The organism is uncultured Dysgonomonas sp. (assembly GCF_900079725.1).
GTDB lineage: Bacteria > Bacteroidota > Bacteroidia > Bacteroidales > Dysgonomonadaceae > Dysgonomonas.
The window spans coordinates 3,345,234-3,371,132 of record NZ_LT599032.1; the positions used below are offsets into that span (position 1 = coordinate 3,345,234).

Consider the following 25,899-nt stretch of genomic DNA (forward strand, 5'->3'; position numbering starts at 1 on the left):
TAATAAATAGGTCTGCGACCTTGTTAAAACCAGCCGAATGAAAGCATTGAAATTAATTATAGCAAGAGAATTCTCGTCCAGGGTAAAGACAAAGGCTTTTATCCTGACTACATTATTGACTCCCTTCCTTTTTGCCGCTGTAGTTGCATTGCCAGCTGCCATAGCAATGCTGAGCGATAATGATGATATAAAAAAGGTTTATGTAATAGATAATACAGGATTATATTCCAACATGTTCGAATCGTCTAAAAACTATGAGTTTGTACAGGTATCTGCTGCTGACAGTACAGCGACAGGTAAGGAAAAGGGTACGGCGTTGTTGCAAATAAACGGGGATTTGAATCAGAATCCCAACGCAGTTACATTCTTCTCTGAAAAGCAACAGCCTCCCCGCGAATTGACGGCATATATAAATGATGTGTTGACCGAAGCGGTGAGAAACAAAAAAATTGATGACTTTACGTCAGAGAGCAATCTCGAACCGCAATTAGTAACTAATTTGCAGGAAATACTGAAATCTAAAGATAAAATCTATATCTCTACTATCCGTTGGGATGAGACAGGGAAAGAAACGGAAACTCTCGGCGAGATAGCTACTGTTGCCGGAATGGCGCTTACCTTCTGTATGTTTTTCTTTATCATGATGTACGGTTCTATGGTGATGCAGAGTGTGGTAGAGGAAAAAAGCAACCGCATAATCGAAGTGATCATTTCTTCGGTTAAGCCTTTCGACCTGATGATGGGTAAAATAATAGGAGTGGGACTTGTCGGGCTTCTTCAACTGATTGTATGGCTTGTTATAGGCGGAGGTGTAATGATTGCCATTAAGATGGTTTTCGGCGTTAATATGGATGTGAGCGCCTCTGTGGATGCACAACAGGCAATGGCATTAATGAAAAGCAACAATGTTGAGATGACTTCTTTCCTTAATGGCTTTTTCAGCATCAACTGGGTACAGGTTGCAATATGTCTTATCCTCTATTTTACAGGGGGGTATCTCCTGTTCGCATCCTTGTTTGCTATGTTTGGTTCGGGAGCGAATGATTCGCAGGAGGCCCAGCAACTTATCATGCCTGTTATGATTATACTGATGGTAGCGTTTTATACAGGTTTTGCGGCCGCCCGCAATCCGGAAGGGGCTATGGCCTTCTGGTGCTCATTGATTCCGTTCACTTCTCCTGTGGTGATGATGGTCCGCGCTCCGTTCGAAGTGCCTTTGTGGGAACTGGGATTGTCTGTTGCGTTATTGTTCGTCACATCCGTCCTGATGGTAAAACTGGCTGCTAAAATATACCGCGTCGGGATACTGATGTATGGTAAGAAGGTTTCTTTTATGGAAATGCTGAAATGGCTGAAGTATAAATAATGTCAGTCTGTTATTGAATTTTGACGTTCAATTATGCTATGCATAACTACTATCTTAATTTGAAATTAGAGGCATTAGCTCATCTCTGCCGCGCCCTTCCGGGCTTGTCCTTCCTTTTGGCATTGCTCAAAAGGAAGCAAAAAGCTAGCGCTAAGTTCCTCAGCGACCCACAATCGGTTTGTCGGCTGAAAGGGACAAACGGGCTATTGCCCCATCCCTTTCTACGCCGTCTGCACCGTGTGGGTACCCCGCCTGCGGAACTAATGCGCACCCGCTGACGCCTTCGTAGGCAAGCCCTTGCATGAATTAATGCGCGTCAGCCCTGCGCCGTAGGCTTCACGGACGGGGTGCCCGTAGGATGAAAAGACGAAAAAACGGAAACGTGTTTGAGCTTATCTGCTAATCAGGATTATAGAATCTTTCTAGCGAGTTTTTCCGTTTCGTCTTTTAGTCCGTTACGGGTCGGCCTTTGAAGCGGGGCGCTAAAGCGTTTTTGGTTCCTTTTGCGGCTTTGGGCAAAAGGAACACAAGCAATCTCTGATTGCGCGTAGTATAAAACAATTGAATGTTAAAGTTCAACTACCGATTCGCTTAAATAATTAATAATTATTTGTGTTTCTCTCGTTTACTTATAATTCGACTATATCTTTACACCCAAAGAGAGATAGACACTATTGTTTCTCACTTTAAGATTGTCATTTAGCATTTCTCTTTTCCATATTCTGGTAAAACCCGTATCGGAGCCGATAATGAAAACGAATCTCGATAATTCGGCCTGTAATTCTATTCCTAGTCCTACATCGGGTCTGTTCCATAGTCCGTCACCAGCAAATGTATTGCCTTTATTGCTTTCGGGGGTGCCGTCGAGCGTGGTCAATGTTGTCTTTCCTGCTATTCCATAAGCCACGTATGGCCCCATGGCAAAGCCAAAGTGGGTATTGTTGGGGAAGTTGAACTTATATGTGAAATAGATGGGTAGCTGGATATACATCGCCTCCATTTTTGCTTCCATATTTCCTGCCGTTGTAGATAGCCTGTTTACTTTGGCTCCTTTGGTGGTGAAGCTAAGTCCTGTTTGTAGATAGACATCATTACCTAAAGTGATGTCGGCAATACCTCCGAAGTTATATCCGAACCTGACTTTACCACTCTTGAATCCATATTCGTTTTTCCATGCCGAAACATTGGAGAGGTTCATTCCACCTCTTATCTGAAAGGTGACATACTTTTGTTTTTCAACAAAGAATTGTGCATTTGCATTGCCGCTTATCAGTATTATAATTGAAATAATCAGTAGCCTCAAGGATGTTTTCATAGGAATTCTTTTACGTTTTTTATTTATATAGTAACAATATAGTGCTTGTGTTATTATCCGGTCAATTACCACCTCAGGATGATCCGTTCTCCCAGAGCCTTTGCCAGTGCTTTTTTTACTTCTTCCAGTTCTTTTATCTGCTGCATCAGTTCTATGGCGGTGTCCCAGTTTCCTTCTTTTTGTTTTACAGCCATTTCATCTTTTATTTCCTTTATTTTCTTGGTTATATATGCATTTTTCAACTCTGTGACTATGCGAGGGACATCTTTCCCCAAATGCTTCTCTTCGGCAAGGGGAGTGTCCTCCTTTTTTGCATTTTCTCCGAATTGTTTGATATGCAGTTTGCTTAACTGATACCTGTCGCTAACCAGTTCCGCGGCTATCTTGCTAACCTGCGCATCGGTGTGTGCCAGAAAGTAGCGGGCTGGAATGAACGTTTCATCTACCGAACGTTCTATCGCTTCTTCCAGCATCAGTGTATAGAGGGGATTGGTAAACCAAAAGCCATCGCGCTGGAGATCAAATTTTACCCAGTCTATTACTGTTGTAGGCATGTCGCCCGTAACGGGATTTTCTTCCCCTCCCTCTAGCATTATCTCCATACCGAAGCGGACTATGTAATAAAGGATAGCCAGTTCGAATTTGTCTATCGGTGTTTTCTTTACTACCGTTTTGTTGTGGATTAAGGGTTGCGACAAGTCATTATGGGCAGCCCGCATTTCCTCTTCCATCTTTTGTGGGGCTGTTTTTTCCAGATAGGCCAGTCGCTTTTTGGTCACTTCCTGTACCAGAATGCGTTCATCTACATCCAGCAGAATACTGCAATCTTTGATGTAGACTGTGCGTATAATATTGTCGGGTATAATGGAAATACTATTTACTATATCGGAAATAAGGGCGGCTCGCTTGATAGGGTCATTTCCGGCTTCTTCCAGTAATAGTTTTGTTTTGAAACGCATGAAATCGACCTCGTTGGCCTTGATATAGTTGGTTAGCGATTCCGCATTTTGTTTCTTGGCAAAGGAGTCGGGATCTTCTCCGTCGGGCAATAATATCACTTTGATATTCATGCCATCTTCGAGGAGCAGGTCTATTCCCCGTAATGCCGCTTTTATCCCTGCGGCGTCACCATCATAAATAACCGTAACATTGTCCGTAAAGCGGTGAATCAGCCGTATTTGCCCGTTTGTCAATGCTGTCCCCGAAGATGCGACAACGTTTTCTATTCCTGCCTGATGCATGGAAATAACATCGGTATAGCCTTCCACCAGATAACAGCAGTCGGCCTTGGTTATGGCCTGCTTAGCGAAGAAAATACCGTATAGTTCATTCCCTTTATGGTATATCTCACTTTCGGGTGAATTGACATATTTACCTGTATTCTCAGCTTTTTTAAGTATACGTCCGCCAAATGCAATTACTTTGCCCGATAGCGTGTGTACAGGGAACATGACACGGCCACGAAAACGATCGATCAGTTGGTTGTTGTGCTCGCTTTTTATAGCTAGTCCTGTTTTTACGAGGTAATCTTCTTTATATCCGTTTTTTAATGCTTCTTGAGAAAAAGCATCTCTCTGTTCGAGACTATAGCCTAACTGAAACTTTTCTATAATATCTTCTCTGAAACCGCGCTCTCTGAAGTAGCTCAGTCCGATAGACTTTCCTTCTATATGATTGTGGAGAGTGTTGACGAAATAGTCCCGTGCATAATCGTTGAGGATAAAGAGGCTTTCACGCTCATTATAGGCTTGTTTCTGCTCGTCGGTGAATTCGCGCTCTTGTATCTCTATGTTATATTTTTTAGCCAGATATTTTAATGCTTCGTAATATGAGAGCTGCTCATGCTTCATTATGAAGTGAACAGCCGTACCTCCTTCGCCACAGGCAAAGCATTTGCAAATATTCTTGGCGGGAGAAACGTAAAACGATGGTGTTTTATCTGTATGGAAAGGGCACAAGCCCACAAAGTTTATCCCCCTTCGTTTGAGGGTGACAAACTGCGACACTACATCAACGATTTGAGCAGCGTCCATTATACGGTCTATTGTACCTTGATCTATCATGATTTTTTACTGCTACGAAAGTAATAAAAATATCCCGATCAAGATATTTAATTTATGTGAATAGGAATCTTAATGGTTACTGTTAAACGAAAATAAAACAATGTATCTAAATATTTTTTGTACTTTTGTGCTTTCTTTTTAGAGTCTAAAAAATATAAAACGAAAAGTCGTGGCTAATACGAAGTATATATTTGTAACAGGAGGAGTTATATCTTCCTTAGGTAAAGGTATTATAGCCTCCTCGTTAGGTAAACTACTACAGGCAAGGGGTTATAAAGTGACAATCCAGAAACTGGACCCATACATCAACATCGATCCCGGAACTCTGAATCCATATGAACATGGAGAATGCTATGTGACTGTCGATGGCCACGAAGCAGACTTGGACCTCGGTCACTACGAGCGTTTCCTTAATCAGCCTACACATAAGGACAACAATATCACTACAGGGCGGATTTATCAGAATGTGATAAACAAAGAACGTAAAGGTGATTATCTCGGAAAAACGGTGCAGATCGTGCCCCACATCACAGATGAGATAAAGCGCAACATTAAAATGCTGGGTACAAAATATGACTACGATTTTGTAATTACCGAAATCGGAGGTACTGTTGGTGACATAGAGTCATTGCCTTTCATCGAAAGTGTGCGTCAGTTGCGTTGGGAGCTAGGCAAAAACTGCCTATGCGTGCATCTTACCTATGTGCCGTATATCGCTGCGGCAAAAGAGGTGAAGACTAAGCCTACACAGCATTCTGTGAAACAATTGCAGTCGGAAGGGGTACAGCCCGATATGTTGGTTCTCCGTACCGAACACCCGTTGAATAAAGACATTCTGAAAAAGGTGGCATTGTTCTGTAATGTGGAGGTAGATGCCGTTGTGCAATCGGTGGATGTGCCTACAATATATGAAGTGCCATTAAATATGCAGGCGCAGAACATGGACGAAATCGTGTTGCGTAAACTGGGTATGCCTATCGGGGATAAACCGGTAATGCAGCCTTGGCGCGATTTCCTTGATAAGAAAAAACATGCCAAAGAGACGGTTCGTATTGCACTGGTCGGTAAATATGTCGAATTGCCGGATGCGTACAAATCTATCAATGAATCGTTGTTGCAGGCAGCGATATACAATGATCGCAAGCTCGATTTACATTTTATACTCTCTGACAAATTGACCGCAGACAATGTGGAAAAGATGCTTGGTTCCATGGATGGCATAGTTGTTGCTCCGGGATTTGGGCAGCGCGGAGTGGACGGGAAAATACAGGCGTTGAAATATGCCCGTGAACACGATGTACCTACATTCGGTATCTGTCTGGGTATGCAATGTATGGTTATCGAATTTGCCCGCAATGTGCTGGGACTGGAGGATGCTAACTCAACGGAGATGAATCCTCATACACCATTCAAGGTTATTGACCTGATGGAAGAACAAAAGAATATCACAAATATGGGTGGGACAATGCGTCTGGGAGCCTATAAATGTGAATTGGAAAAAGGTTCGCAGGTGTATAAAGCATATGGTAAAAAGCTGGTAGAAGAACGCCATCGCCATCGTTTCGAATTCAACGGTGATTATAAGGAAGATTTCGAAAAGAACGGAATGAAGTGTACCGGAACAAATCCGGACATGGGATTGGTAGAGGTTGTGGAAATACCCGGAAAGAAATGGTATCTGGGTGTACAATTCCATCCTGAATACAATAGTACGGTAGTATCGCCTAATCCTTTGTTCATCAGTTTTATAAAAGCAGTAATTGACAATAAGAAAAAATAAGATTGAACGTTTTAAATAGCGGAAGCAGAAGCAAAATTTATTTTGATTATGCCGGGTCATGCAAAACGCCCAATAGAAATTGAAAGGAAAAATCGCAAATATTAAATTTATAAAAACTATAAATGGATAAGAATACGATTATCGGGTTTGTACTCATCGCTGCCGTAATCATTGGATTTACGTTGCTGAGCAGACCTTCGGCGGAAGAACTTGCTAAGCAGAAAGAACAATATCGGAGAGACTCGATAGAATATGCGCAGACCAAAGAGCGGGAAAAAGAACTAAGCAACCTGAAAGATACAGCATCGGAAGTAAAGAATGAAAATCCGGTGGATGATTTCTTTGCGGCTCCTGTTCAGGAAGCTGATTCTGTCCTTGCAGCAATGGATTCATTGTGTGCGCAGCAGGCAGAACAGCTGATAACGTTGGAAAACAGTAAGTTGAAAGTTGTTTTCTCTACTAAAGGAGGGAAGATGGTAAGTGCGCAGTTGAAAGAATATTCCCGGTATGATGGAGATTCTCTGTATCTGTTCAATAATGATGCCGAGTTCTCGCTTCAGCTAACCAATAAGCAAAACAAGGTACTTCACACCAATAATCTGATATTTACGCCGATCAAGACAGAGGGAGATAATTCTCTTATCATGCGTTTCTCATATTCGCCAACCCAACATGTCGATTTTATCTATAAACTGGCAGAAGACGATTATATGATGAAATATGATGTCAATCTGGTTGGTTTGCAACCGATGCTGGACAGAAACAAATCGGATGTGATAGAGTTGTACTGGGCACAGAAGATGCGCAGACAAGAGAAAAGCGTAAAAAATGAACAACGTTATTCGCACATCTATTATAAATATATAGGGGGTGATGTGAAAGAACTAAGCAGCGATAAAAGTGAGCAACTGGAGGTGAAAGAGCCTGCTAAATGGGTTGCTTTCAAGAATCAGTTCTTTGCTCCTATACTGATTGCGGACGAGAAGATCGAAACTGCCCTTCTCGATTCTAAAGTTTTAGTAACTGATGAAAACAGTGAATACCTGAAGACCGTTGAAGCTACAATATATGCTCCGGCAACAGTAGACATGAATGCCGGAACCATAAGCGCCGGATTCACATATTATCTGGGGCCTATGTCATTCTCTTTGTTGAAAGGGTATGACAGCCACATAGACGATGTGAACAAACAGCTAGATCTGGATAAGCTTGTGCCACTGGGCTGGACACTGTTCCGCTGGGTGAATCAATATTTTGTGATTCCGATCTTCAACTTGTTGAGGGGTACGGGAATGTCGATGGGTATTGTTATTCTGCTATTGACTATAATTGTGAAACTGGTAATAGCTCCTCTTACATTCAAGTCGTTCATGTCGTCGGCTAAGATGCGTGTGCTGCGCCCTCAGGTAGAGGAAATCGGAGCCAAATATCCGAAGCAGGAGCAGGCGATGGAAAAACAGCAGGCTACAATGGCACTTTATAATCGAGCCGGGGTAAACCCGATGAGCGGATGTATTCCGTTGCTTTTACAGATGCCTATACTGATTGCACTCTTCTCATTCTTCCCGAATGCGATAGAGCTTCGCGGACAAAGCTTCCTTTGGGCTACCGATCTTTCCACATATGATGCCATCGTGGAATGGAAAACACATATTCCATTGATAGGTACGCATATCAGTTTGTTCTGTATTCTGATGACAGTGACCAATATCATTTACACGAAATTCAATATGGAAATGACCAATACCGGGCAGCAACAAATGCCGGGGATGAAGTGGATGATGTATCTGATGCCGTTGATCTTCCTTTTCATGCTGAATGATTACCCATCGGGTCTTACATATTATTATTTCCTTTCGTTATTGGTTACAATATTATTGACTATTGCCTTCAGATATATAATAGATGAAGACAAGGTGCTGGCTAAGTTGGAAGCCAATAAAGCAAAACCGAAAAAGAAATCGGGTTTCATGGCTCGTTTGGCAGAGGCTCAGAAACTTCAGCAACAACAATTGAACGAGAAGAATAAGTCTAATAGTACCAAGAGAAAGAGGTAAGTTAGACGTCAAAACATATAGAAGAAAAGGTTATTTCGGTTGAAGTAACCTTTTTTTATTTACTTTTGTGAGAATCCTATCGCAGAATATGAAGATTTGCTACCTAATATTAGCTCATAATAATTTCAGGCATTTAGACCGTTTGATAGATGTTCTGAATGGCGCGGATTGTACTTTTTTTATTCATTTGGATAAAAAGGTAGTGTCTGAGTATTTTCCTCAACATAAGAATGTGGAGGTAATCCCGGAACGCACTGATATCAATTGGGGCGGATTTAGTATGGTAGAAGCTACTCTGGCTCTGATGAAGCGAGGTGTAGAATGTTCTCCCGATGCAGATTATTATGTATTGATTAGTGGAGTAGATTATCCTATCCGGTCTAAGGAGTTCCTTTATCAACAGTTGGAAAAGGGAAAAGAGTATATTGATATTGCTCCTGTCCCTGTGCCGTTCAAGCCGATGGAGCGCTATGAATATTATTTCTTCGATTACGATCGTCGTAACCTGAAGCATTATAATCCTAAATTTCTTGCCGAAGTATTGCTTAAAAAGCTGAAAATAAAAAGAAAAGCACCTTTCAGGGTGTATGCCGGTACACAATGGTTTGCCCTTACCCGCGAGTGTGTACACTATATTTTGACGACAGTAAGGGAGGATAAGCGATATACAGACTTCTTCCGTCATACATTAGTTCCTGACGAGGCTTTTTTTCAGACAATTATCGGGAATTCTCCGTTTCGGCAAAATACAGCCGCAAGCCTTACTTATACAGATTGGGAGGTTGCTGTTCCTCCGGCCACAATAGAAGAGCGTCATGTTGACTTTCTGGGAAGCCATATCGAGTTCAATGATGAATACGGGCAGCGATTTCCTTATTTTGCACGGAAGTTTAATGACGGCAGTGAAAAATTGCTGGAAGAGATACAAAACAGGTTGTGGGGATAATCATTTATCCAAACTGGCAAGCAGGTCTGCAATATAGCTTCGGGTGAAATCTTCCGGTTTCAACACATTATTGTTCCATATTACAAGGTCGATGTCTATTTTCACGATTCCGTTTTTTTTATCAGCTTCGTTTCTCCCCATATCCTTTTCTATAGATTTCAATAAGCGGATAACTTCGTCCTTGTCCCTATCTGTGTAGATAACGGCAAGCTGGTTCAGGAAATCGTTATTGTAAGTTGTACCGTATGGCATGGTGACAGAGGTATCGGAATAAGATATATCTGTAAATATATTATTCAGAAACTGATGGCACAGGCTTAAATTCGATTCCCGGTCTTCGTTTGTACCGATGCTGAGTAATGCTTTGTTCATAACCGGTGCAAATATACATTCCATTTTTTGAATCATAGTATATACAGGTCAATAAATTCTTCAGAATTGAGTTGAGCGATAAAGAAATTGTGCTTGATAAATATGGAAAAATGCATAGTTTTCCCTCTAATTTATATAACCTTATAATTTAAAATAATAATGAAAAGATATTTATTTTTATTGCTGATTTTAGCCTTATTATGTTGCTCAAATACACAGAATAGATTTGACGTTCCGTCTGGCTTTTATTTTGAAATTAGTAATGGTGCAAATGATAGTTATAATTCAAAGACAGCCTTATTTAAGAGACGTTATTCAAATGGCGCCAAATCTTATGAAATATCCCTTAATGATGCTGAAAGAAGAATAATCTATAACTTGTATCAGGAAATTCATTTTCAAAGTTTTCCCCAAAAGTTTGAGATAGATTGGAATTCTACAGATGCTATTGCAGTAGTTCTTCCAAGCTTTGATACTTCGCTGGAAATCTGTGAAAACGATAGTTGCAATAAAGTTATTTTAGATCTTATAGATCTGGAAAATCCTATAAATGATAAAGGAAAAGCACAGCAATATAAAAGGCTGTACGATAAAATATGGCAGATAATTATAAATAAAGAAGGGTATACGGATATACCGGATTCTGATCTTATTTATTTCTGAAATTGAATTAGAATTATCCAAGGATCAGAAAGAGCTTTTTTTTAATAAAACTGATTCGTACTTTTATATATCACTAATAGTCTATATTATGAAGAAAGCCATTGTTTTGTTCTTATTATGCCTGCTTTTTAGCCAATCATACTCTCAGTTTAATTTATTAGAGGAGGCATATAAAAAGAAATCGAAGGAAAAACTAAATGAGTTCTTTAATGATTGGCAAAAAGAAACCCCTTCTATTTCAGACGCGGAATTTGAAAATTTAACTGATAGGGAAAAAGAAGTATACAAGGTATTCGGCGCTTTTTATAATCCTGTAAATTTGCAAACAATCGGACGCTCCGAATGGGGGGATACGATATATCAGTCTGTAAAATATCTAATTGTACAGAATAGTATTCAATACAGAATACAAAACAGAGTGTTTTTTACAGAAGAAGAGAAAGTGGCGGTTTACAAAAAGCTTCAGGAGGAATACGGACAACAGGGACTGGATAGTCTGAAGTTACAAAGTATTCCTGCTTTTGCAGAAGAATGGGTGACGGAGGAACTGATTGAAAATGAAAATGTTCATACTGATACCATCACTGATTTTAGACCTGTTCTTTTTTTTAGTGATAAAAAAGTGGTGTATCTTAATTCTTTATATAATATAGGATTAACTCACTTTTTAGGTACTCATATCATAAAGAATAAAGATAGGCTTACGTATGCGTACTATCTTTCAGATAAAGAGATTGGTAAAAGGCAGACTTTTCTGGAACAAAATATAAAAGTATGGAGAGGGCATTGGGGTGCTTATTGGCAACTGTTGACATACCCTGAGGTGAATATTATAGTATTTGATAAAGAGATGAAATATGCTAGAGTTTTCTTTAGAATAGTTTATGAGGGAGGAGAGGCATTATTAAAGAAAGAAGAGGGGGAATGGAATATTATATCTTCCAAACTGACATGGATAGAGTGAGTAACTCTGGATTTGACCAATTGTCTCTTGTCTACTTATAATTCCGCTTTTTATTATCATAAGCTCTTTAACGGATTATAAATCCTGACAGTACAAGCTTTCGGATTGCAAATCCGAAAGGACGAAGGACGAAAGCTCTGTGCGAACTCCAAATTTATCAAAAAACTTTATCTATATAAGAAACTAATTATTAACCATTAATATTTAAGTATCTTATGAAGTATAAAGAAAAAATTGCCTCGGAGATTATCCGGATGATAGAACAAGACTTGTGTAGCATATCAGAAATCTGCAAATCATTTAAAATCAGCCGTAAGACATTTTACGAATGGAAAAAGATCAAACCTGATTTTAAAGAAGCGGTAGAAGAAGCCATCGACCACCGCGAAGATGTGATGGTAGCCTCGGCTCGGATAGGGCTAAAACAATTGCTGGAAGGCTATGTACAGAAAAAGGAGAAGATTACCTATATCCCCGATAAGAATAATCCGGTGGAAGATGTAGAGAAATGCAGGGTAGTGGAAAAGAAATTCTGTCCGCCGAGTATCCGTGCGATAAAGTATGTACTCGACCGCGAAGAAAGGAAAAAAGACAAAGACCGCTTACTGGCATCGGAACGCCGTCCGCTGATTATCGAAGTACAGGATGAGGAAACCAAACGTGAGCTGATGATCTTGCAGGAGAACGGCTTCCGTTCGGGCGGCTCGCTCAATCCGGAGGTAGTAGCTGCTGTGGACAGGAAGCTGGAAGGAAGATGAACGAATCATCTAATTGCCACATATCTAATATCTTAGATTAATCAAATATTCAGTCCCATGCTACATCCCAAGAGACAATATCTCTATATTTCTCTTTTCTACATAACCGAATGAACTACAAGTACAAAGATAATCAAAATATGGAAGTTCAAGTACATAAAACAGTAAATAATTCACTTTCAACGATCATTTCTCCGTATCTTTGTGATTCAGAAAAAATAATGGAAAAATTAGTAATCAAAAGACAAATATCATACTCCTGTATATTTCCTGATGGATGTGATAAATTAGAGGATATTCTTAAAACTATTCCTTCTAGAAGTGCTATTGCATGGGCATCATATATGTTTACAAAGAAAAGTATGATGACTATTGATCAAAGGGAACATGATTTCTTCATTCCTCTTTTGTTTCAAATGAACAGAAAGCTTCAACATACTATCACTAATTACTTGCAGCCAATATCAAGTGAATTAGATAATTACGTGTTTATAGATAAAGTGGTATTGCTTACTCTAATAGAATATTTACTAGAAAATCATAATGAAAGTAATGTGGATGTATTTGAATCTAAGGATGATTTCTCTAATATGTTTATTGCGTATCTATTATGCTGTGATGAAAAATTAAGGCACACAACTAAAGAATTACTTGAAATTAAGGATATTGACTCTCAAATGGCTTTTCACTTACCTGAGCAATTGAGATATAATGATATATATTATCCTAAAGACTACAGAGTTGAATTTATAAAATTTTATTATTTCATGGTTTTTTGTGAAGAGAATAAAATTTTTAATAATTACTTAAATCTATTTCTTCAAGAAAATCAAATTGCAAAATGGGATAATTATCTGTATTTTATTTTTGATACTTACTGTTCAATGTATACAAATGAAGAAGGATGTACTAATAAAATAAAAATTGAACCGAGTCTATATTATGGGAGAAAGTACTTAAATTCAATGTGTGTTGATGTGAAAATTTTTAAAAGGAGTACTGATTTTACCCATCTTAGGAGTAAGCCAATTTATTATCATGGCGATAATACATATAGCATTATATCTCCGGGATTCTTTGTAGATAAAATGTTTCAAAGTTTCTTATTTGATTTTGCATCTACACTAAAAAATCACAAGGCAACCACCAAAATAAATAGTTATCCTGAATTAAAATCGTTAGTGGGAAATTTATTTACGGAAAATTATCTATTTTATGAAGTAATGAATGGATGTTTTTCAAAAACATGTAAAAAATTAATCTCTGGACAAGAATTAAAAACATTCTTATGCGATGGAGAACCTGATTTTTATATTAGAAAAGGCAAAAACATATTCCTCTTTGAATTTAAAGACGTTATGTTAAATGCAGAAATAAAGCACTGTGAAAGCTTGGAACAGATTAAAAATGAGATATTGCAGATATTTGGAACCTCAACCGTAGAAAAAAGTACTGGAAAACAAAAGAAAAAGCCACAAGCAAAAGGAATAACACAGTTGCTAAATGTGATTGAAAAAAAGTTAGATGTAATAATTCAAAAGGCAGACAGAGTTGAAATAACCGATAAGTTTAATATTTATCCTATTATTGTTTATCAAGATTGTTGCTTTGATATTGAAGGTATTAGATATATGCTCAATAATAGGTTTGAGGAATTAAAACAAATGAGATTTATTTCTGAACATTATTCGGTCAAGCAATGTGTTATGATACCTCTTGAAATGATGATAAAACTAGAAGATTATTTTCATGATGGTAGATTTCAATTAGACAGCCTTATAAATGACTACATAGCAGAGTGTAATCAGTCGGAGCAAAATAAACTTCTGCCTTTCAATAAATTCATGATGAGACAGGCATGGAAGCTTGGATATAAGAACAATATGAGTTCAAGGTTTAAAAAAGTTTCAGATTTTATGATAGAAAAGAATAAATCAAAATAAATATTCCTTGTTTATTTATTTAGGATTGAAGAGAAAGAATCTTTCTCTAATTTATATATTAATTAATGATGTTAATCTTCCGGTATAAGTCAGTGTCAGTTTGTGCATTGCCCTCGTTACGGCCACATAAAGCATACTCCGGTCAATCTCCGAATGGTAGTTTTTGGTATCGGCTTGTGGCACGATCACTTCGTCAAACTCCAATCCTTTCGCCATGTGCGCCGAAGTTATGATAATACCGTTTACGAAAGCGGAACTTTGACTGGAAAGAAAATAGACCTCATCCGTATAGGATTTCAATCTTTCTGTTAACTCCTGCGCCTGTAATTCGGTTTTACAGACTATACCCAACGATTTGTTGTTGGACTTTTTGAAAACGGAAAGTAAATTGGCAATGCCGGAAATTTCATCATCCTGATTTTTGAATTTTAATATCTGCGGTTTTTCTCCATGCCGTGCGACTGGTTCCAGTTCGTCATTTGCCCGGATGCTTTGTGCGAACTCCGTTATTTCATAAGTCGAACGGTAACTTTTACATAGCTTCATTACTTCCCCTGTTACAAATGCCTTTTGAATCATATCTGCGGTCGATGAGCCGTAAGGATTAACCGACTGGCTGGCATCGCCGAGAACCGTTTTCCGGCAGGGGTAAAGTTTCTGTATCACTTTATACTGTATCAGGGAATAATCCTGCATTTCATCTATCAAAAGATGTTTCACACGGTTTTGGGTATTGCTCCCCTCCAGTGCCATGTGCAGGTATGCCAACGGAGCTAAATCTGCATATTCAAGTGTGCGGTTTTTCCGCATCTTAAACAGTGCCGGTTTCCCGATCCATGCGAAAAAATCTTTGTAGAGCTGTATGTCGTTATTCCCGGCAAACATCTTTTTAATCTCTTTTTTCAATAGGTTACGTTCGGCGGTGGTAACCGTAACCCGGTATTGGATTTGTGCCATTTCCAAAATATAGTCGGTCATGGTTTCAAATCGTTGACGCATCGGGTAACGGTTGAAACGCCTGAACTGTTCGTCTATAAACTCTGCCGGAATAGTAACGTATTTAGTAAGTTTTACATCCACAGCTTTAAAATAGTTATTCTCCACATGTAGGATAAATCGGTCGAGTTGGGATATAAAATCAAAGGAAGCTTTGTATTGTATCCGGTCGATAAAGCCCGGAGCGGGTTTGGTTAATAGTTCGTTGACTTGCTCAAAAAAGGTCTGGTTCTTATATTTGTTGTCCAATATGCCGGAAAGTATCTGGTCCATACTCGTTTCGGGTACGGTTTCTTCGCCAAGTTCGGGAAGTACATTGGAAATATAGTCGGCAAAAACCTTGTTGGGCGATATAATTAGTATGTCTTTCGATGAAATACTGCCATTGAAAGCGTACAACAGGTAAGCGATGCGGTGTAGGGCGATAGAGGTTTTACCCGATCCGGCAACTCCCTGTATAATGAGTGCGTGGGCATCTTCATTTCGGATAATCCGGTTCTGCTCCCTCTGGATGGTCGCCACGATGTTCCTCATCTTATCGTCCGCATTGGAACTCAGCTCCTTTTGCAGGATATCATCGTGAACGGTCAGCGAACTTTCGATCATATACTCCATTCTGCCGTTGCGGATGCGGTATTGCCGTTTCAGGGATATATCGCCTTTTATCTCGCCTGCCGGGGATATATAATCGGCTTCTCCCAATTCATGGTCGTAGAACATACTGGAAATCGGAGCCCGCCAGTCATAGATCAGATTCGTTTTGCTTTCTGGGTCATAGAAGGTATGGATGCCGATATAGACAGGCATTACCTTACTGCTTGGCATACCCTCTTTAAAATCGATCCGTCCGAAGTAAGGTATATCCAGTATCTTACCCAACCGCTTACGTTTGTCGATTACGCTTTCGCCCAATGCGAAATGATTCAGAATGCTTTCCCGCATAGAACGGATTTCGTGCGGGTCGATATCCTTATTCGACCATAAGTAGTCCTTATACTCTGCCAGTGTATCCACATGGTCTTTGACCGATACATCCGCATGATTAATCGTGTTTTTCAGGATACTGATAACCTGCTGCAAATACGCTCTTTCTTGTTTTTCTGTTTTATTGAATACCATAAATCTGTGATTGTTACGTTAAAAAAGACACAAAAGGGTTGGCAAAATTACCGGATTGCTTTGATTTGCTAAATAGCTATTTATAGCTATATATCGCCCTGAATTTGTATCTTTGCACCTTTACAAGGAAGATGGATATTCTTACAGTTGCAGAACAGAACCGGCAAACCGCTTGGGAAATACTGGAAGCCACCGGAATTATCCCGGCATGGGAACGTATCGGTGCGGAAGTTCATATTGTAGGCTCGCTCAAATCGGGTTTGATGATGAAAAGCAGGGATATTGATATGCATGTCTATACCGATAAACTTGACATTGCAGAAAGTTTTTCTGTAATACAAAAATTGGCTGAAAATCCTGGCGTGAAAGAAATCCATTACAAAAACGGGATCAACACGGAGGAAGAGTGTATCGAATGGCACGCTATATATGAAGATACCGATGCGAATAACTGGAAGTTCGATATGATCCATATTCGTAAGGGATCGAGGTACGACGGAGTAGTGGAGAAAGTAACCGATGCGATTATTTCGCGACTTACGCCTGAAATCAGAAATACGATCCTGCAAATAAAATACGATATGCCGAACGGGGTTCAAGTTCCGGGAATAGAGATATACCATGCCGTATTTACCGGAGGTGTCGGAAATTACGAGGAATTGGAACGGTGGCGCAAGACAAACCCGCTGACCGACAGTTTGGACTGGATGCCGTGAATAGCTATAGTGCCCCGAAACCACCGATTAAATTTACCGCTTCCATAGCGTTATCAACATGAAGTTTTGCCAATATGTTTTTCCGGTGGTTATTGACAGTGTAGATGCTTAGATTCAACTTATCGGCAATTTCCTTGCTCAAATGCCCCTGTCGAATCAGCAATAGGATTTCCTTTTCACGTTTCGTCAATTGCTTTTCTACCGGAATAGGTAAAGATGTGAGCGTTTCGTTTGTTTTGATATTGACAACAGTACGCTTGACGTGGTTTGTGGGCAACTGATTTGGGGATATTTCCATAATTCCCATAACAATCCAAGCCTTGCCATTTTTATCGGTTTGGATAACCTGATGGCGGCTTATTACATTTATATACTGCTTTTTTGTATTGAGCATCCGTAGCTGGAAAATCTGCTTGTAATCGTTCCTTTGTTCTGGAGGAAGCGAATAAATAAACTGCCCGTGTTCTATTTGGTATTCGGTCAGTTCTTTCCGGTCATCGGGATGAATCCTTTCTTCCAGAAAATCGCCATGCTCTTGTATCACTGTTATCTTTTCAGGCTCATATCCGAAAATAGCGGAAAAACTTTCCGAAGCGAAGTCATATCTTCTTTGGAATACATCGACCGTAAAAATACAACTCCCGCTTATCCGGGCAAATTCCCGTATGGATTCCCTTTTCTCATTCCACAGATCGTAATCCACGTCAAGACCGCTTATCTGCTGTCTTGACCATAATTCTTCGGGGGTTATATCGTGCTGATCCATAGTGCAAAGGTAGCTATAAATAGCCATTTACAAACCATCTAACTTATTATATATTTGGATGCCACTAAGAAAATCCATAGTCAAACGATGATAATATAAAATTCACTTATTAATCATAAAATCTGACATTTATGGATCATTTAAAAAACACGAAGTTATTCAGCTTATTGTCTGATGCTTCACCAGTGACAAACAAAGAAATGCAAAGTGCCTATGAAAGTTTTATAGACCAAGCAGTAATCCTTAATCAGTCCGAATCTGACTACACAAAAATCTTTCGGATATTGAGTTTTACTCGTATTGAGTTTGATTCTCTAAGAGTGTCTTCTCTTTACGGGCAGGGGGAAAAATGTCTTGAAATTCGTCTTCCTTAAGAAAATCATCCTCTTCCTTGAATCAGAAATTGAGTTGCTGAAACTCCAAATCCAACATCCCGCACAGTTCCACCCGACTAGTACGCAAACTTTCAAATCCACCTTATCACTCATTCCCAAGTCTGAAAATCTGGGTGTTATGGGTATGACCGAGATTCTCACTTCATTAAGTTTGTTGGGAGGAATGACCGATAACACCGGAGAAGATCCCACCACAATAGCTTTTGCCGATACCTTTGAACAGGCTTTTGGATTTAGCTATAACGATATTTATGACCGCCAATATGAATTGTTCCGGCGGAAACCTTGCAATCTCACTAAAACGCTTGATGCCATGAAAACCGCTCTGATGAAAGAGTATAAAAAGCGTAAATCCCAAAGGGATAAAAAAGAAAATGAAAAAAGATGACTTTGTAAGCGGTTGATATATAGCTGATTGTTTTTTCAAGTAGAGGGGTCTGTACCGGACTCCTCTATTTTTATTGCTTCGTTCTGCTGAATTTTGCTTCATCAATCGATTGAGAATAAGAATGTTTAATCTGAAAAATGGAGCAATTATGTATTTAGATAACGAAGATTTTGAAAAATGGATGGAAAAGCTATCCAAAAAACTGAACGAAATAGGGGCAGACCTTAAATCGCTCATCAATACAAAAGAAGTATTCGATGATGAAGAAAGGTTATTGGATAACCAAGATTTAGCTTTTCTTCTGAAAGTATCGAAGCGAACATTACAACGATATCGAAGCAGTAAAAAACTACCCTTCTTTATGATAGCCCACAAGACCTATTATCGGACTTCTGATGTGCGGGAGTTTGTGCGTTCGCACATGGATTTTCAAACCTATCAGGACTTTGAAAAGAAGCACCCAAAGGATGATAAGGATAAAAAAGATAAATGATTCTGCTCTTTATGCTTTAAGCAGAATAGCGCAAGCGAATAAAGGCTTGTTTTAAGTTTACGCCTTCAAAAGTAGCTCCGCATTTAACAGAAACAACTTCGCCTACCGGCTCTGTTTGTTTCGCTAAATTAAGCAAGAGGGAACTGGACAAGTCCTGTTCTTCCCTCTTGCCCTGCGGGGCAAAGCCTTCGGCTTTAGCGGTTTGTATTAAACCGCTGTAATTAGTCTAATAATTAGCTTTTGAATATTATCGCTAATTATCAGGCATTTAAAGGTATGAATTCCCATGAAAAAGTAATTATCATGCAAAATAAAGGTCAGAAGATAATATATACTACCGTTTCCATAGACAAGGAAACGGGTCGGTTAGTTGAAAAGATATGTAAACGCTATTCGCTGAAAAAGAGTGAAGTTGTAAAATTGGCATTCGGGTATATTGACAAGGCTCATATCAACCCTGCCGATGCTCCTGAATCCGTAAAATCAGAACTTGCCAAGATTAACAAACGACAGGATGATATAATCCGATTCATCCGAAGATACGAAGAAGACCAGCTAAACCCGATGATACGCACAAGCCATTCAATAGCTGTCCGCTTCGATACTGCCATAAAAGAGCAGAAAGAATTAATAAGCTCGGAGATAAATATCTCACGGGAGTTACAGGATAATGTTCTGAAAAAAATAAGCGAAACATTCAACCAACATGCAGAAGTGATTAATAACCAAGCCAAACAAATAAACGACCTTGTCCAAGCTATAAATTTATCTTCCAGGAAACAAGAACGGAACAATAATAAACTCCTGAAACTGATTTCCCTTTATTCGGAATTGACTACCTGCGGAGTAATGGATGGCAAGCGGAAAGAGAACCTGAAAGCAGAAATAAACGACCTGATAAACGAGTAACTCCAATGAACATAGATTTCCCGCCACCGTCCAAAGGCACATACAACAATGCAGGCAGTAGCCGGAGATTAGCCGACTATTGCGAGCATGAAGATTTAGAACGTATGGAGCAGGGAATCTATACCGAAGGATTTTTCAATTTGGCAGACGATAATATCTACAAATCACAGGTTGTAAAAGATATAGACGGCAATATCGGTCAGCTAATGAAAACGGATGCCAAGTTTTACGCTATCCACGTCAGCCCATCGGAGAAAGAACTCAAAGCAATGGGTAATACCGAACAGGAACAAGCCGAAGCCATGAAACGATATATCCGGGAAGTAGTCATTCCTGAATATGCCAAGAATTTCAATAAAGGACTATCGGCAGAAGATATTAAGTTTTATGGCAAGATACATTTCAATCGGGACAGGTCAAACAATGAACTGAATATGCACTGCCACTTGATTGTCAGCCGAAAAGACCAGAGCAACAAAAAGAAACTATCCCCGCTTACCAACCATAAGAATACCAAGAAAGGAGCAATCAAAGGCGGTTTTGACCGTACTAACCTGTTCCGACAGGCAGAACAGGGTTTTGATAGGTTATTTAACTACGATAGGCAACTAACAGAATCTTTTGAATATTATAACACCATGAAGAACGGTAATATATCCGACCAACTTAAAATGCAGGAGCAACAGATTTCCGATGAAAGGAAAAATACAAATGTGCAAGTAGGCATGTATGTAGATGAGCTGGAAAGTAAACTATCTGCCAACCTATCCGAATTAGGTTTATCCTCTGTATTGGGCATTATATCTCCCGAACCGAGCAATACACTTGATGAACAAATACCCGTGAAAAGAAAAAAGAAGAAGCCCAAACGAGGGTTCAAGAGGTAATGTGATTCTTTATTCATTTGATTTACAAAAGTACATTCCGGCAATAGAACGGAAACACCAAGCCGCAAGCGGTTTTTAGAAATTTCTTCCTTTCCGTACCGGAAAGAGTAAATTTCTAAAAAGTGTTGCCTTATCTATTCCCTGCATGAGTGAAACGTATATCAATTGAAAAAAGAGAAAAAACATGTGTTGTTAGATGATGAATTACGCCAACCTATTCCACTTCCAGCCACTGCATCAAACTTCTGAAAATCAATTCATATTTTACTTTTCTTTGCCGGTAGTTCATTGCAATGGAACAGATTTAAGTAATAACATTAAAAAGAAAACAAATATGGAAGTAATAGCAATAGAAGGCAAAACCTTCGGACTGGTAAAAGAACGGTTCGAGTCTTTTGCCAAACAAATCAAACAATGGTGCGGAACGGATCAGCCAAATAACAAATGGCTTGACAATCAGGATGTATGTACTCTCCTGAACATTTCCAAGCGGACATTACAATATTACCGCAACACAGGTAAAATATCTTTCTCGCAAGTCAACAATAAATGCTACTATAAAGCATCTGATGTTGAGAAACTACTCAATGATTCTAAAATCTCAAAATCCGGTAAGAAATGAAAGAGCAGTCATTTGATTTAAAAGTTCTGTCCGGAAATTGGGAAAGTGTAAACCTAAATCCGACAGTTATCATTTATCGGGATGGAGAACATTATATGCTAAGTGTAATCCACATGAACGAAACGAGTAAACAGGCAACTCCTGCTACTTATGAAATTCAGGAAGATGAAGGCGGTTTCTTTATCAACTACAATCTGAAACGGGTAGCTATCAACTATGATAAGAAACAGGATTTATTAACTATCTCTGCATTGGGCGACTATATGCGGAACTAAAATCGTTTTTTATATGGAAATATTAGATAAGAAATCCGAGGTAATAACCTCATTGTTTCGTTCATTAGACGAAATACAGGATGCTATCAGGGAAGCCTTTAAGCGGAGGACACCGCACCTGAATGGAGAAAAGTATCTTACAAACAACGAAGTAAGTAAATTGCTTAGCCTAAGTACACGCACGCTCCAAGATTGGCGGGATAACGGAGTTATCAGTTACATACAAATATCAGGTAAAATTCTCTATCGCCAGTCTGACATACTGAAATTATTGGAGGATAATTTTGAAAAATCATGGCGTGAAGAGTAGAATAAACCACTAAACAAGAAAAGCGAGTTTTTAAGGCTCGCTTTTCTTGTTTTGGAACAGATAATTATTCTTTATCCAAATTTAGCTTCCACCTGTTGCATATCCCGCAAAATAGAACTATCCAGTACTTTAGCATAATGTTGTGTCATTTTTGTATTGGAATGACCGAGAATTTTAGCCACATTTTCTATCGAAACATTATTGGCTAAAAAAACAACGGTAGCCGCCGTATGACGGGCTGTGTGAGTGCTCAATTTCTTCGTAATTCCGCACAGATCAGCGATTTCCTTCAAATAACTATTCATCTTTTGATTACTTAAAACAGGTAACAAAACATTCTGTTTTAGACATTCGGGATGGTCTTTGTATTTATCAAGAATAACCTTTGCTGCACTGATTACAGGAATATTGCACATATTCCCTGTTTTTTGGCGAGGTTTACGAATCCACAATGTTCCGTTATTATCAGTGACCAAATGGGAGGAACTTAATTGCTTAACATCTATAAAAGCAAGACCAGTCAGCGAGCAGAAACAAAATATATCCCGGACTACTTCTAACCTTTTAATAGTAAACTCTTTATTCATTATCCGTTCCAATTCTTCCTGACTTAAAAAATCGACATCAACTTTATCATGTTTGAACTGGATTCCCATAAAAGGATCTTTCTTTATCCATTCATTGGCAAGGGCAATGCGGATAATCTTCTTTAGGTTTTTCAGGTGTTTCAATGCCGAGTTATGTTGCAGGTTTCGTTCCGCTTTCAGGTAAAACTCAAAATCCTGAATAAACACACGGGAAACCTCTTTCAGCAGGATATCTTCTTTTTTCGTGGTGTGTTTGATAAATGCTTTTAGGGTATTCAACGATGTTTCAAACTTTTCGACAGTTGAAGCGGAAAAGTCTTTTCCTATCAAAGCCCGGCAACGTTTATTATGCTCCGTATAGACTTCCACGAGTGTTTTTTGTGATTCATCCCGCCCATATAATTTATCCCTGATAGCGTCAGCCGTAACACGGACACCGTCTATTTCCAACTCCCGGTGGATTTGAAGCACTTTTGCCCGCATCGTATCAATATAGCGGTTCAGTTCTTTGCCGACCTTACCGGTAGAGGTACAGCACTCCCTTGTCTGATTCCAATGTTCAACCGCTACACTCCTTTTGATAGAAATATCAACCGCCCTGCAATTAACAGAAATACGCATACAAATAGGTGCTTCCCCGTTTTTCAACATCTTGTGCTTTCTAAGTAGAAAGTTCACGTTAAAGGTACTTTTCTTTAATCCCATGATAAACTCCTTTCATTCATTACAAAATTACTATTAAGAGTTCATTTACGGACTATGTAAAAATCTGAAATACAAGGAATAAGAATCCAGAAAGTGGGACATTTTGTGAGAATTATAAAGTCCCACGGATTAGCCTTTTTTGAATGCGTTTTTATGGGATTTTTTGCCGGGGTAGGTAAAAAGAAAAAGTCCCGTATTCTATTGAATATCAGGACTTTTCTTTGATTTTCTAAATCTATTGGCGGTATGGACGGAGAACGAACCAACGGTCACAGGAGCGAAACATATGTAAAAGTGAAAAGTGAAGAACTAAAAGTGGAAAATGAGCAAGAGCAAGTTATAGAACAGATGCCTGTCGCACAACCATCCGTCGCCCTGGTAGAGAAGGCTAAGGTGAATCTTTATCCGTTTTTGCCTCCGGGATATACATCGAGGACGGATTGAGAAAGGGAGAAGTAGAAAGTAAAGAGATCCGAGTAGACGAGGTACGAGATACAAGTTGTTAACTGATGGCTGTTAACTGACGGGATGCTTTACTCAGCAAGCTAATTATTAATTGCTTCCAGTGTCACCTTTGTTACTTTTTGGAAAAAGATACAAGTAAACGAGATACAAGATACAAGTTGCTAACTGTTTACTGTTAACTGTAAATAGTGTTCTTTGTGCGCCTCTTGTGGTAAAGAGATTTAACCAACTAAGTACACGAAGGAAATCACAAAGGGCACAAAGGCTAAAAATACTGTTACTTTTGTTACCTTTTTAACAAGTAATGAGTTTTAAGCAATAAGTAATAAGTTGAGAACTGTATTTCTGTTGACTGCTAACTGTTTACTGTTAACTGTAAATGGTGTCACCTTTGTTACTTTTTATTCTTCCGAAGAGGATTAGTTTTTTATGTAACAGAAACAGTGTAACTTTGAGGGGATAAATTGGGAGAACAAAATATGCAAGGAAATAATATTATAACAGCAGTATCCACTCCGGCCGGTGTGGGAGGTATAGCTATCATTCGTTTGTCGGGCAAAGGATGTATTGAGTTGACCGGGTCTGTATTCAAGCCATATGGAAATAAAAAGTCAGGGGAACAGAAGGCAAATACAATCCGTTTCGGATACATAATGAAGGATAATACAGTATTGGATGAAGTGTTGGTTAGTGTTTTTAAAGCTCCGCATTCGTTTACCGGTGAAGATGTTGTAGAAATCTCTTGTCATGGCTCTGTTTATATACAGCAAAATATTTTGCAGTTATTGATATCTAACGGTGCGGCTTTGGCTCAGCCCGGAGAATTTACACAACGGGCCTTTCTGAATGGTAAGATGGATTTGTCCCAAGCTGAGTCTGTAGCAGACCTGATTGCTTCTTCATCGGCAGCAACACACAGATTGGCAATGAATCAAATGCGTGGGGGATTTAGTAATAAATTGATAGAGCTGCGTACTGAACTCCTCAATTTTGCGTCCCTGATCGAACTGGAGCTTGACTTCTCGGAAGAAGATGTTGAATTTGCTAACAGGGAGCGGCTGAAAGAAACGGCTTATGATATTGAACTTCATATAAGGAAACTGGCTGAATCTTTCGAATTGGGAAATGCGGTGAAGAATGGTATTCCTGTTGCTATCATAGGTGAGACAAATGCAGGAAAGTCAACTCTATTGAATCTGCTGTTGCATGAGGAAAAAGCAATTGTTTCGGATATACATGGTACTACCCGTGATGTAATAGAGGATACGATTAATATACAAGGCCTTACATTCCGCCTGATAGATACAGCCGGGATACGTGATACGACTGACGAGATAGAGAGTATCGGGATAGAGCGTACATTCAAAAAGATAGAGCAAGCCAATATTGTTCTTTGGATAGCGGATGTCAGTAGCTCGGATCAGCATCTTGAAGAATTGGCTGAAAAAATACTTCCTGCGTGTCAAGGCAAGAAGTTGATACTTGTATTCAATAAGGTTGACTCTATATCGCTGGAAAGGAAAATAGATAAGATGCAATTGTTTTTGCAGGAGATTCCTGACCGTATCTTTATTTCGGCAAAATATGAACAAGGGACAAATGATCTGGAGGACTTGCTTGTGAAAGCGGCTGATATCCCGGAAATAGGAGAACAGGATGTAATAGTAACCAATATGCGCCACTATACAGCGTTGGAAAATGCATTAGCTGCTATAAAGAGAGTTGGAGAAGGGTTGGAATTGCATCTGTCCGGAGATTTCCTGTCTCAGGATATTCGTGAATGTATGCATTATCTCGGTGAGATAACTGGGCAAATTTCTACAGATGAAATATTGGGGAATATTTTTAGTAAGTTTTGTATCGGCAAATGATAACTAATTAATATTGATCGAAAATAATTATCAATCATCACAAAGTCATCATTTTATGATGGCTTTTCTTTTTCTCTATTCTATCTTTGCTAATCAATAATTATGGTTGTTTTGATAATATTTATGTCATTTTTGTACCGATCATCGGAAAAATTGCACTCTCGTTTG

25 protein-coding genes and 1 pseudogene are annotated in these 25,899 nt (G+C 39.1%); 20 read left to right on the forward strand and 6 right to left on the reverse strand.

Features of this window, described 5'->3' with window-relative positions:
* Window positions 1-37: 37 nt before the first annotated feature.
* Together QZL88_RS14070 and QZL88_RS14075 are read left to right on the forward strand one after the other, a co-directional pair.
* Window positions 38-1,366 carry an ABC transporter permease gene (locus QZL88_RS14070; protein ID WP_296942068.1) on the forward strand — a complete coding sequence of 443 codons (1,329 nt, stop codon included), beginning with the start codon at window positions 38-40 and terminating at the stop codon, window positions 1,364-1,366.
* A gap of 59 nt (window positions 1,367-1,425) precedes the next feature.
* On the forward strand, window positions 1,426-1,644 hold the full coding sequence (locus tag QZL88_RS14075) for a hypothetical protein (protein WP_296942070.1): 219 nt from the start codon (window positions 1,426-1,428) through the stop codon (window positions 1,642-1,644).
* A 362-nt stretch (window positions 1,645-2,006) separates the two neighbouring features.
* Here the strand turns inward: QZL88_RS14075 and QZL88_RS14080 are convergent, their stop codons facing one another.
* Both QZL88_RS14080 and dnaG read right to left on the reverse strand, forming a co-directional pair.
* Window positions 2,007-2,681: a porin family protein gene (locus QZL88_RS14080; RefSeq protein WP_296942072.1), complete on the reverse strand. Its 675-nt coding sequence runs from the start codon at window positions 2,679-2,681 to the stop codon at window positions 2,007-2,009.
* A gap of 65 nt (window positions 2,682-2,746) precedes the next feature.
* A complete protein-coding gene (gene dnaG / locus QZL88_RS14085; protein ID WP_296942074.1) occupies window positions 2,747-4,744 on the reverse strand; it encodes a DNA primase in 1,998 nt (665 codons plus the stop codon).
* A 169-nt stretch (window positions 4,745-4,913) separates the two neighbouring features.
* Between dnaG and QZL88_RS14090 the strand changes: the two genes are divergently transcribed.
* The 3 genes from QZL88_RS14090 (at window position 4,914) to QZL88_RS14100 (ending at window position 9,527) form a co-directional block, all read left to right on the forward strand.
* Complete coding sequence (locus QZL88_RS14090) at window positions 4,914-6,524, forward strand: CTP synthase (protein ID WP_296942075.1); 1,611 nt, start codon at window positions 4,914-4,916, stop codon at window positions 6,522-6,524.
* A gap of 122 nt (window positions 6,525-6,646) precedes the next feature.
* Window positions 6,647-8,581, forward strand: coding sequence for a membrane protein insertase YidC (gene yidC, locus QZL88_RS14095; RefSeq protein WP_296942076.1), 1,935 nt, complete (start codon window positions 6,647-6,649; stop codon window positions 8,579-8,581).
* Window positions 8,582-8,669: 88 nt separating this feature from the next.
* The gene (locus QZL88_RS14100; RefSeq protein ID WP_296942078.1) at window positions 8,670-9,527 is read left to right on the forward strand and encodes a beta-1,6-N-acetylglucosaminyltransferase; all 858 of its coding nucleotides are present in this window, start codon (window positions 8,670-8,672) and stop codon (window positions 9,525-9,527) included.
* Here the strand turns inward: QZL88_RS14100 and QZL88_RS14105 are convergent, their stop codons facing one another.
* Window positions 9,528-9,899, reverse strand: coding sequence for a 2-amino-4-hydroxy-6-hydroxymethyldihydropteridine diphosphokinase (locus QZL88_RS14105; protein WP_296942080.1), 372 nt, complete (start codon window positions 9,897-9,899; stop codon window positions 9,528-9,530).
* Window positions 9,900-10,058: 159 nt separating this feature from the next.
* Here QZL88_RS14105 and QZL88_RS14110 point away from each other — a divergent pair, with 159 nt between their 5' ends.
* The 4 genes and pseudogenes from QZL88_RS14110 to QZL88_RS14125 all read left to right on the forward strand — a co-directional run bounded on the left by QZL88_RS14110 (window position 10,059) and on the right by QZL88_RS14125 (window position 14,227).
* The gene (locus QZL88_RS14110) at window positions 10,059-10,562 is read left to right on the forward strand and encodes a hypothetical protein (RefSeq protein ID WP_296942082.1); all 504 of its coding nucleotides are present in this window, start codon (window positions 10,059-10,061) and stop codon (window positions 10,560-10,562) included.
* 88 nt (window positions 10,563-10,650) lie between these two features.
* Window positions 10,651-11,526: a hypothetical protein gene (locus QZL88_RS14115; protein ID WP_296942084.1), complete on the forward strand. Its 876-nt coding sequence runs from the start codon at window positions 10,651-10,653 to the stop codon at window positions 11,524-11,526.
* Window positions 11,527-11,741: 215 nt separating this feature from the next.
* A pseudogene (locus QZL88_RS14120) lies at window positions 11,742-12,275 on the forward strand (phBC6A51 family helix-turn-helix protein); the annotation flags it as partial.
* 149 nt (window positions 12,276-12,424) lie between these two features.
* Entirely contained in the window at window positions 12,425-14,227 is a 1,803-nt protein-coding gene (locus QZL88_RS14125) for a hypothetical protein (protein ID WP_296942086.1), read from the forward strand.
* 51 nt (window positions 14,228-14,278) lie between these two features.
* Here the strand turns inward: QZL88_RS14125 and QZL88_RS14130 are convergent, their stop codons facing one another.
* Window positions 14,279-16,342, reverse strand: coding sequence for a UvrD-helicase domain-containing protein (locus QZL88_RS14130; RefSeq protein ID WP_296942088.1), 2,064 nt, complete (start codon window positions 16,340-16,342; stop codon window positions 14,279-14,281).
* A gap of 131 nt (window positions 16,343-16,473) precedes the next feature.
* On the opposite strand from QZL88_RS14130, the gene QZL88_RS14135 reads away from it, so the two are divergent.
* A complete protein-coding gene (locus QZL88_RS14135) occupies window positions 16,474-17,058 on the forward strand; it encodes a phosphoglycerate mutase family protein (protein ID WP_296942090.1) in 585 nt (194 codons plus the stop codon).
* Window positions 17,059-17,062: 4 nt separating this feature from the next.
* On the opposite strand, the gene QZL88_RS14140 is transcribed toward QZL88_RS14135, so the two are convergent.
* On the reverse strand, window positions 17,063-17,824 hold the full coding sequence (locus tag QZL88_RS14140; RefSeq protein WP_296945083.1) for a LuxR C-terminal-related transcriptional regulator: 762 nt from the start codon (window positions 17,822-17,824) through the stop codon (window positions 17,063-17,065).
* A 131-nt stretch (window positions 17,825-17,955) separates the two neighbouring features.
* On the opposite strand from QZL88_RS14140, the gene QZL88_RS14145 reads away from it, so the two are divergent.
* From QZL88_RS14145 to QZL88_RS14180, 8 genes are all read left to right on the forward strand, one after another.
* On the forward strand, window positions 17,956-18,198 hold the full coding sequence (locus QZL88_RS14145; RefSeq protein ID WP_296942092.1) for a hypothetical protein: 243 nt from the start codon (window positions 17,956-17,958) through the stop codon (window positions 18,196-18,198).
* Window positions 18,199-18,232: 34 nt separating this feature from the next.
* Complete coding sequence (locus QZL88_RS14150; protein ID WP_296942094.1) at window positions 18,233-18,607, forward strand: hypothetical protein; 375 nt, start codon at window positions 18,233-18,235, stop codon at window positions 18,605-18,607.
* Window positions 18,608-18,755: 148 nt separating this feature from the next.
* Window positions 18,756-19,100, forward strand: coding sequence for a helix-turn-helix domain-containing protein (locus QZL88_RS14155; protein ID WP_296942096.1), 345 nt, complete (start codon window positions 18,756-18,758; stop codon window positions 19,098-19,100).
* 303 nt (window positions 19,101-19,403) lie between these two features.
* A complete protein-coding gene (locus QZL88_RS14160; RefSeq protein WP_296942098.1) occupies window positions 19,404-20,009 on the forward strand; it encodes a BfmA/BtgA family mobilization protein in 606 nt (201 codons plus the stop codon).
* Between the two features lie 5 nt (window positions 20,010-20,014).
* Complete coding sequence (locus tag QZL88_RS14165) at window positions 20,015-20,896, forward strand: DUF5712 family protein (RefSeq protein ID WP_296942099.1); 882 nt, start codon at window positions 20,015-20,017, stop codon at window positions 20,894-20,896.
* Between the two features lie 334 nt (window positions 20,897-21,230).
* Window positions 21,231-21,518, forward strand: a complete 288-nt coding sequence (locus tag QZL88_RS14170) for a helix-turn-helix domain-containing protein (protein WP_296942101.1) — start codon at window positions 21,231-21,233, stop codon at window positions 21,516-21,518.
* Window positions 21,515-21,793, forward strand: a complete 279-nt coding sequence (locus tag QZL88_RS14175) for a DUF3876 domain-containing protein (RefSeq protein ID WP_296942103.1) — start codon at window positions 21,515-21,517, stop codon at window positions 21,791-21,793. The genes QZL88_RS14170 and QZL88_RS14175 overlap by 4 nt, the downstream gene beginning before the upstream one ends.
* A 13-nt stretch (window positions 21,794-21,806) precedes the next feature.
* The gene (locus QZL88_RS14180) at window positions 21,807-22,103 is read left to right on the forward strand and encodes a helix-turn-helix domain-containing protein (RefSeq protein WP_296942105.1); all 297 of its coding nucleotides are present in this window, start codon (window positions 21,807-21,809) and stop codon (window positions 22,101-22,103) included.
* Window positions 22,104-22,174: 71 nt separating this feature from the next.
* On the opposite strand, the gene QZL88_RS14185 is transcribed toward QZL88_RS14180, so the two are convergent.
* A complete protein-coding gene (locus QZL88_RS14185; RefSeq protein WP_296942107.1) occupies window positions 22,175-23,395 on the reverse strand; it encodes a site-specific integrase in 1,221 nt (406 codons plus the stop codon).
* 246 nt (window positions 23,396-23,641) lie between these two features.
* Between QZL88_RS14185 and QZL88_RS14190 the strand changes: the two genes are divergently transcribed.
* Both QZL88_RS14190 and mnmE read left to right on the forward strand, forming a co-directional pair.
* Window positions 23,642-23,839 carry a hypothetical protein gene (locus QZL88_RS14190; protein ID WP_296942109.1) on the forward strand — a complete coding sequence of 66 codons (198 nt, stop codon included), beginning with the start codon at window positions 23,642-23,644 and terminating at the stop codon, window positions 23,837-23,839.
* A gap of 500 nt (window positions 23,840-24,339) precedes the next feature.
* Window positions 24,340-25,731 carry a tRNA uridine-5-carboxymethylaminomethyl(34) synthesis GTPase MnmE gene (gene mnmE / locus QZL88_RS14195; protein WP_296942110.1) on the forward strand — a complete coding sequence of 464 codons (1,392 nt, stop codon included), beginning with the start codon at window positions 24,340-24,342 and terminating at the stop codon, window positions 25,729-25,731.
* Window positions 25,732-25,899 lie beyond the last annotated feature (168 nt).

Excerpts from the sequence above, each read along its gene's own strand:
- dnaG (WP_296942074.1), bottom strand. The coding sequence starts at position 4,744 with ATGATAGATCAAGGTACAATAGACCGTATAATGGACGCTGCTCAAATC.
- QZL88_RS14135 (WP_296942090.1), top strand. The coding sequence starts at position 16,474 with ATGGATATTCTTACAGTTGCAGAACAGAACCGGCAAACCGCTTGGGAA.
- QZL88_RS14100 (WP_296942078.1), top strand. The coding sequence starts at position 8,670 with ATGAAGATTTGCTACCTAATATTAGCTCATAATAATTTCAGGCATTTA.
- QZL88_RS14155 (WP_296942096.1), top strand. The coding sequence starts at position 18,756 with ATGTATTTAGATAACGAAGATTTTGAAAAATGGATGGAAAAGCTATCC.
- QZL88_RS14125 (WP_296942086.1), top strand. The coding sequence starts at position 12,425 with ATGGAAGTTCAAGTACATAAAACAGTAAATAATTCACTTTCAACGATC.
- QZL88_RS14115 (WP_296942084.1), top strand. The coding sequence starts at position 10,651 with ATGAAGAAAGCCATTGTTTTGTTCTTATTATGCCTGCTTTTTAGCCAA.
- QZL88_RS14190 (WP_296942109.1), top strand. The coding sequence starts at position 23,642 with ATGGACGGAGAACGAACCAACGGTCACAGGAGCGAAACATATGTAAAA.
- QZL88_RS14145 (WP_296942092.1), top strand. The coding sequence starts at position 17,956 with ATGGATCATTTAAAAAACACGAAGTTATTCAGCTTATTGTCTGATGCT.
- QZL88_RS14070 (WP_296942068.1), top strand. The coding sequence starts at position 38 with ATGAAAGCATTGAAATTAATTATAGCAAGAGAATTCTCGTCCAGGGTA.
- QZL88_RS14105 (WP_296942080.1), bottom strand. The coding sequence starts at position 9,899 with ATGAACAAAGCATTACTCAGCATCGGTACAAACGAAGACCGGGAATCG.
- QZL88_RS14170 (WP_296942101.1), top strand. The coding sequence starts at position 21,231 with ATGGAAGTAATAGCAATAGAAGGCAAAACCTTCGGACTGGTAAAAGAA.
- QZL88_RS14160 (WP_296942098.1), top strand. The coding sequence starts at position 19,404 with ATGCAAAATAAAGGTCAGAAGATAATATATACTACCGTTTCCATAGAC.
- QZL88_RS14140 (WP_296945083.1), bottom strand. The coding sequence starts at position 17,824 with ATGGATCAGCACGATATAACCCCCGAAGAATTATGGTCAAGACAGCAG.
- QZL88_RS14110 (WP_296942082.1), top strand. The coding sequence starts at position 10,059 with ATGAAAAGATATTTATTTTTATTGCTGATTTTAGCCTTATTATGTTGC.
- QZL88_RS14180 (WP_296942105.1), top strand. The coding sequence starts at position 21,807 with ATGGAAATATTAGATAAGAAATCCGAGGTAATAACCTCATTGTTTCGT.
- yidC (WP_296942076.1), top strand. The coding sequence starts at position 6,647 with ATGGATAAGAATACGATTATCGGGTTTGTACTCATCGCTGCCGTAATC.
- QZL88_RS14165 (WP_296942099.1), top strand. The coding sequence starts at position 20,015 with ATGAACATAGATTTCCCGCCACCGTCCAAAGGCACATACAACAATGCA.
- QZL88_RS14080 (WP_296942072.1), bottom strand. The coding sequence starts at position 2,681 with ATGAAAACATCCTTGAGGCTACTGATTATTTCAATTATAATACTGATA.
- QZL88_RS14175 (WP_296942103.1), top strand. The coding sequence starts at position 21,515 with ATGAAAGAGCAGTCATTTGATTTAAAAGTTCTGTCCGGAAATTGGGAA.
- QZL88_RS14130 (WP_296942088.1), bottom strand. The coding sequence starts at position 16,342 with ATGGTATTCAATAAAACAGAAAAACAAGAAAGAGCGTATTTGCAGCAG.
- mnmE (WP_296942110.1), top strand. The coding sequence starts at position 24,340 with ATGCAAGGAAATAATATTATAACAGCAGTATCCACTCCGGCCGGTGTG.
- QZL88_RS14185 (WP_296942107.1), bottom strand. The coding sequence starts at position 23,395 with ATGGGATTAAAGAAAAGTACCTTTAACGTGAACTTTCTACTTAGAAAG.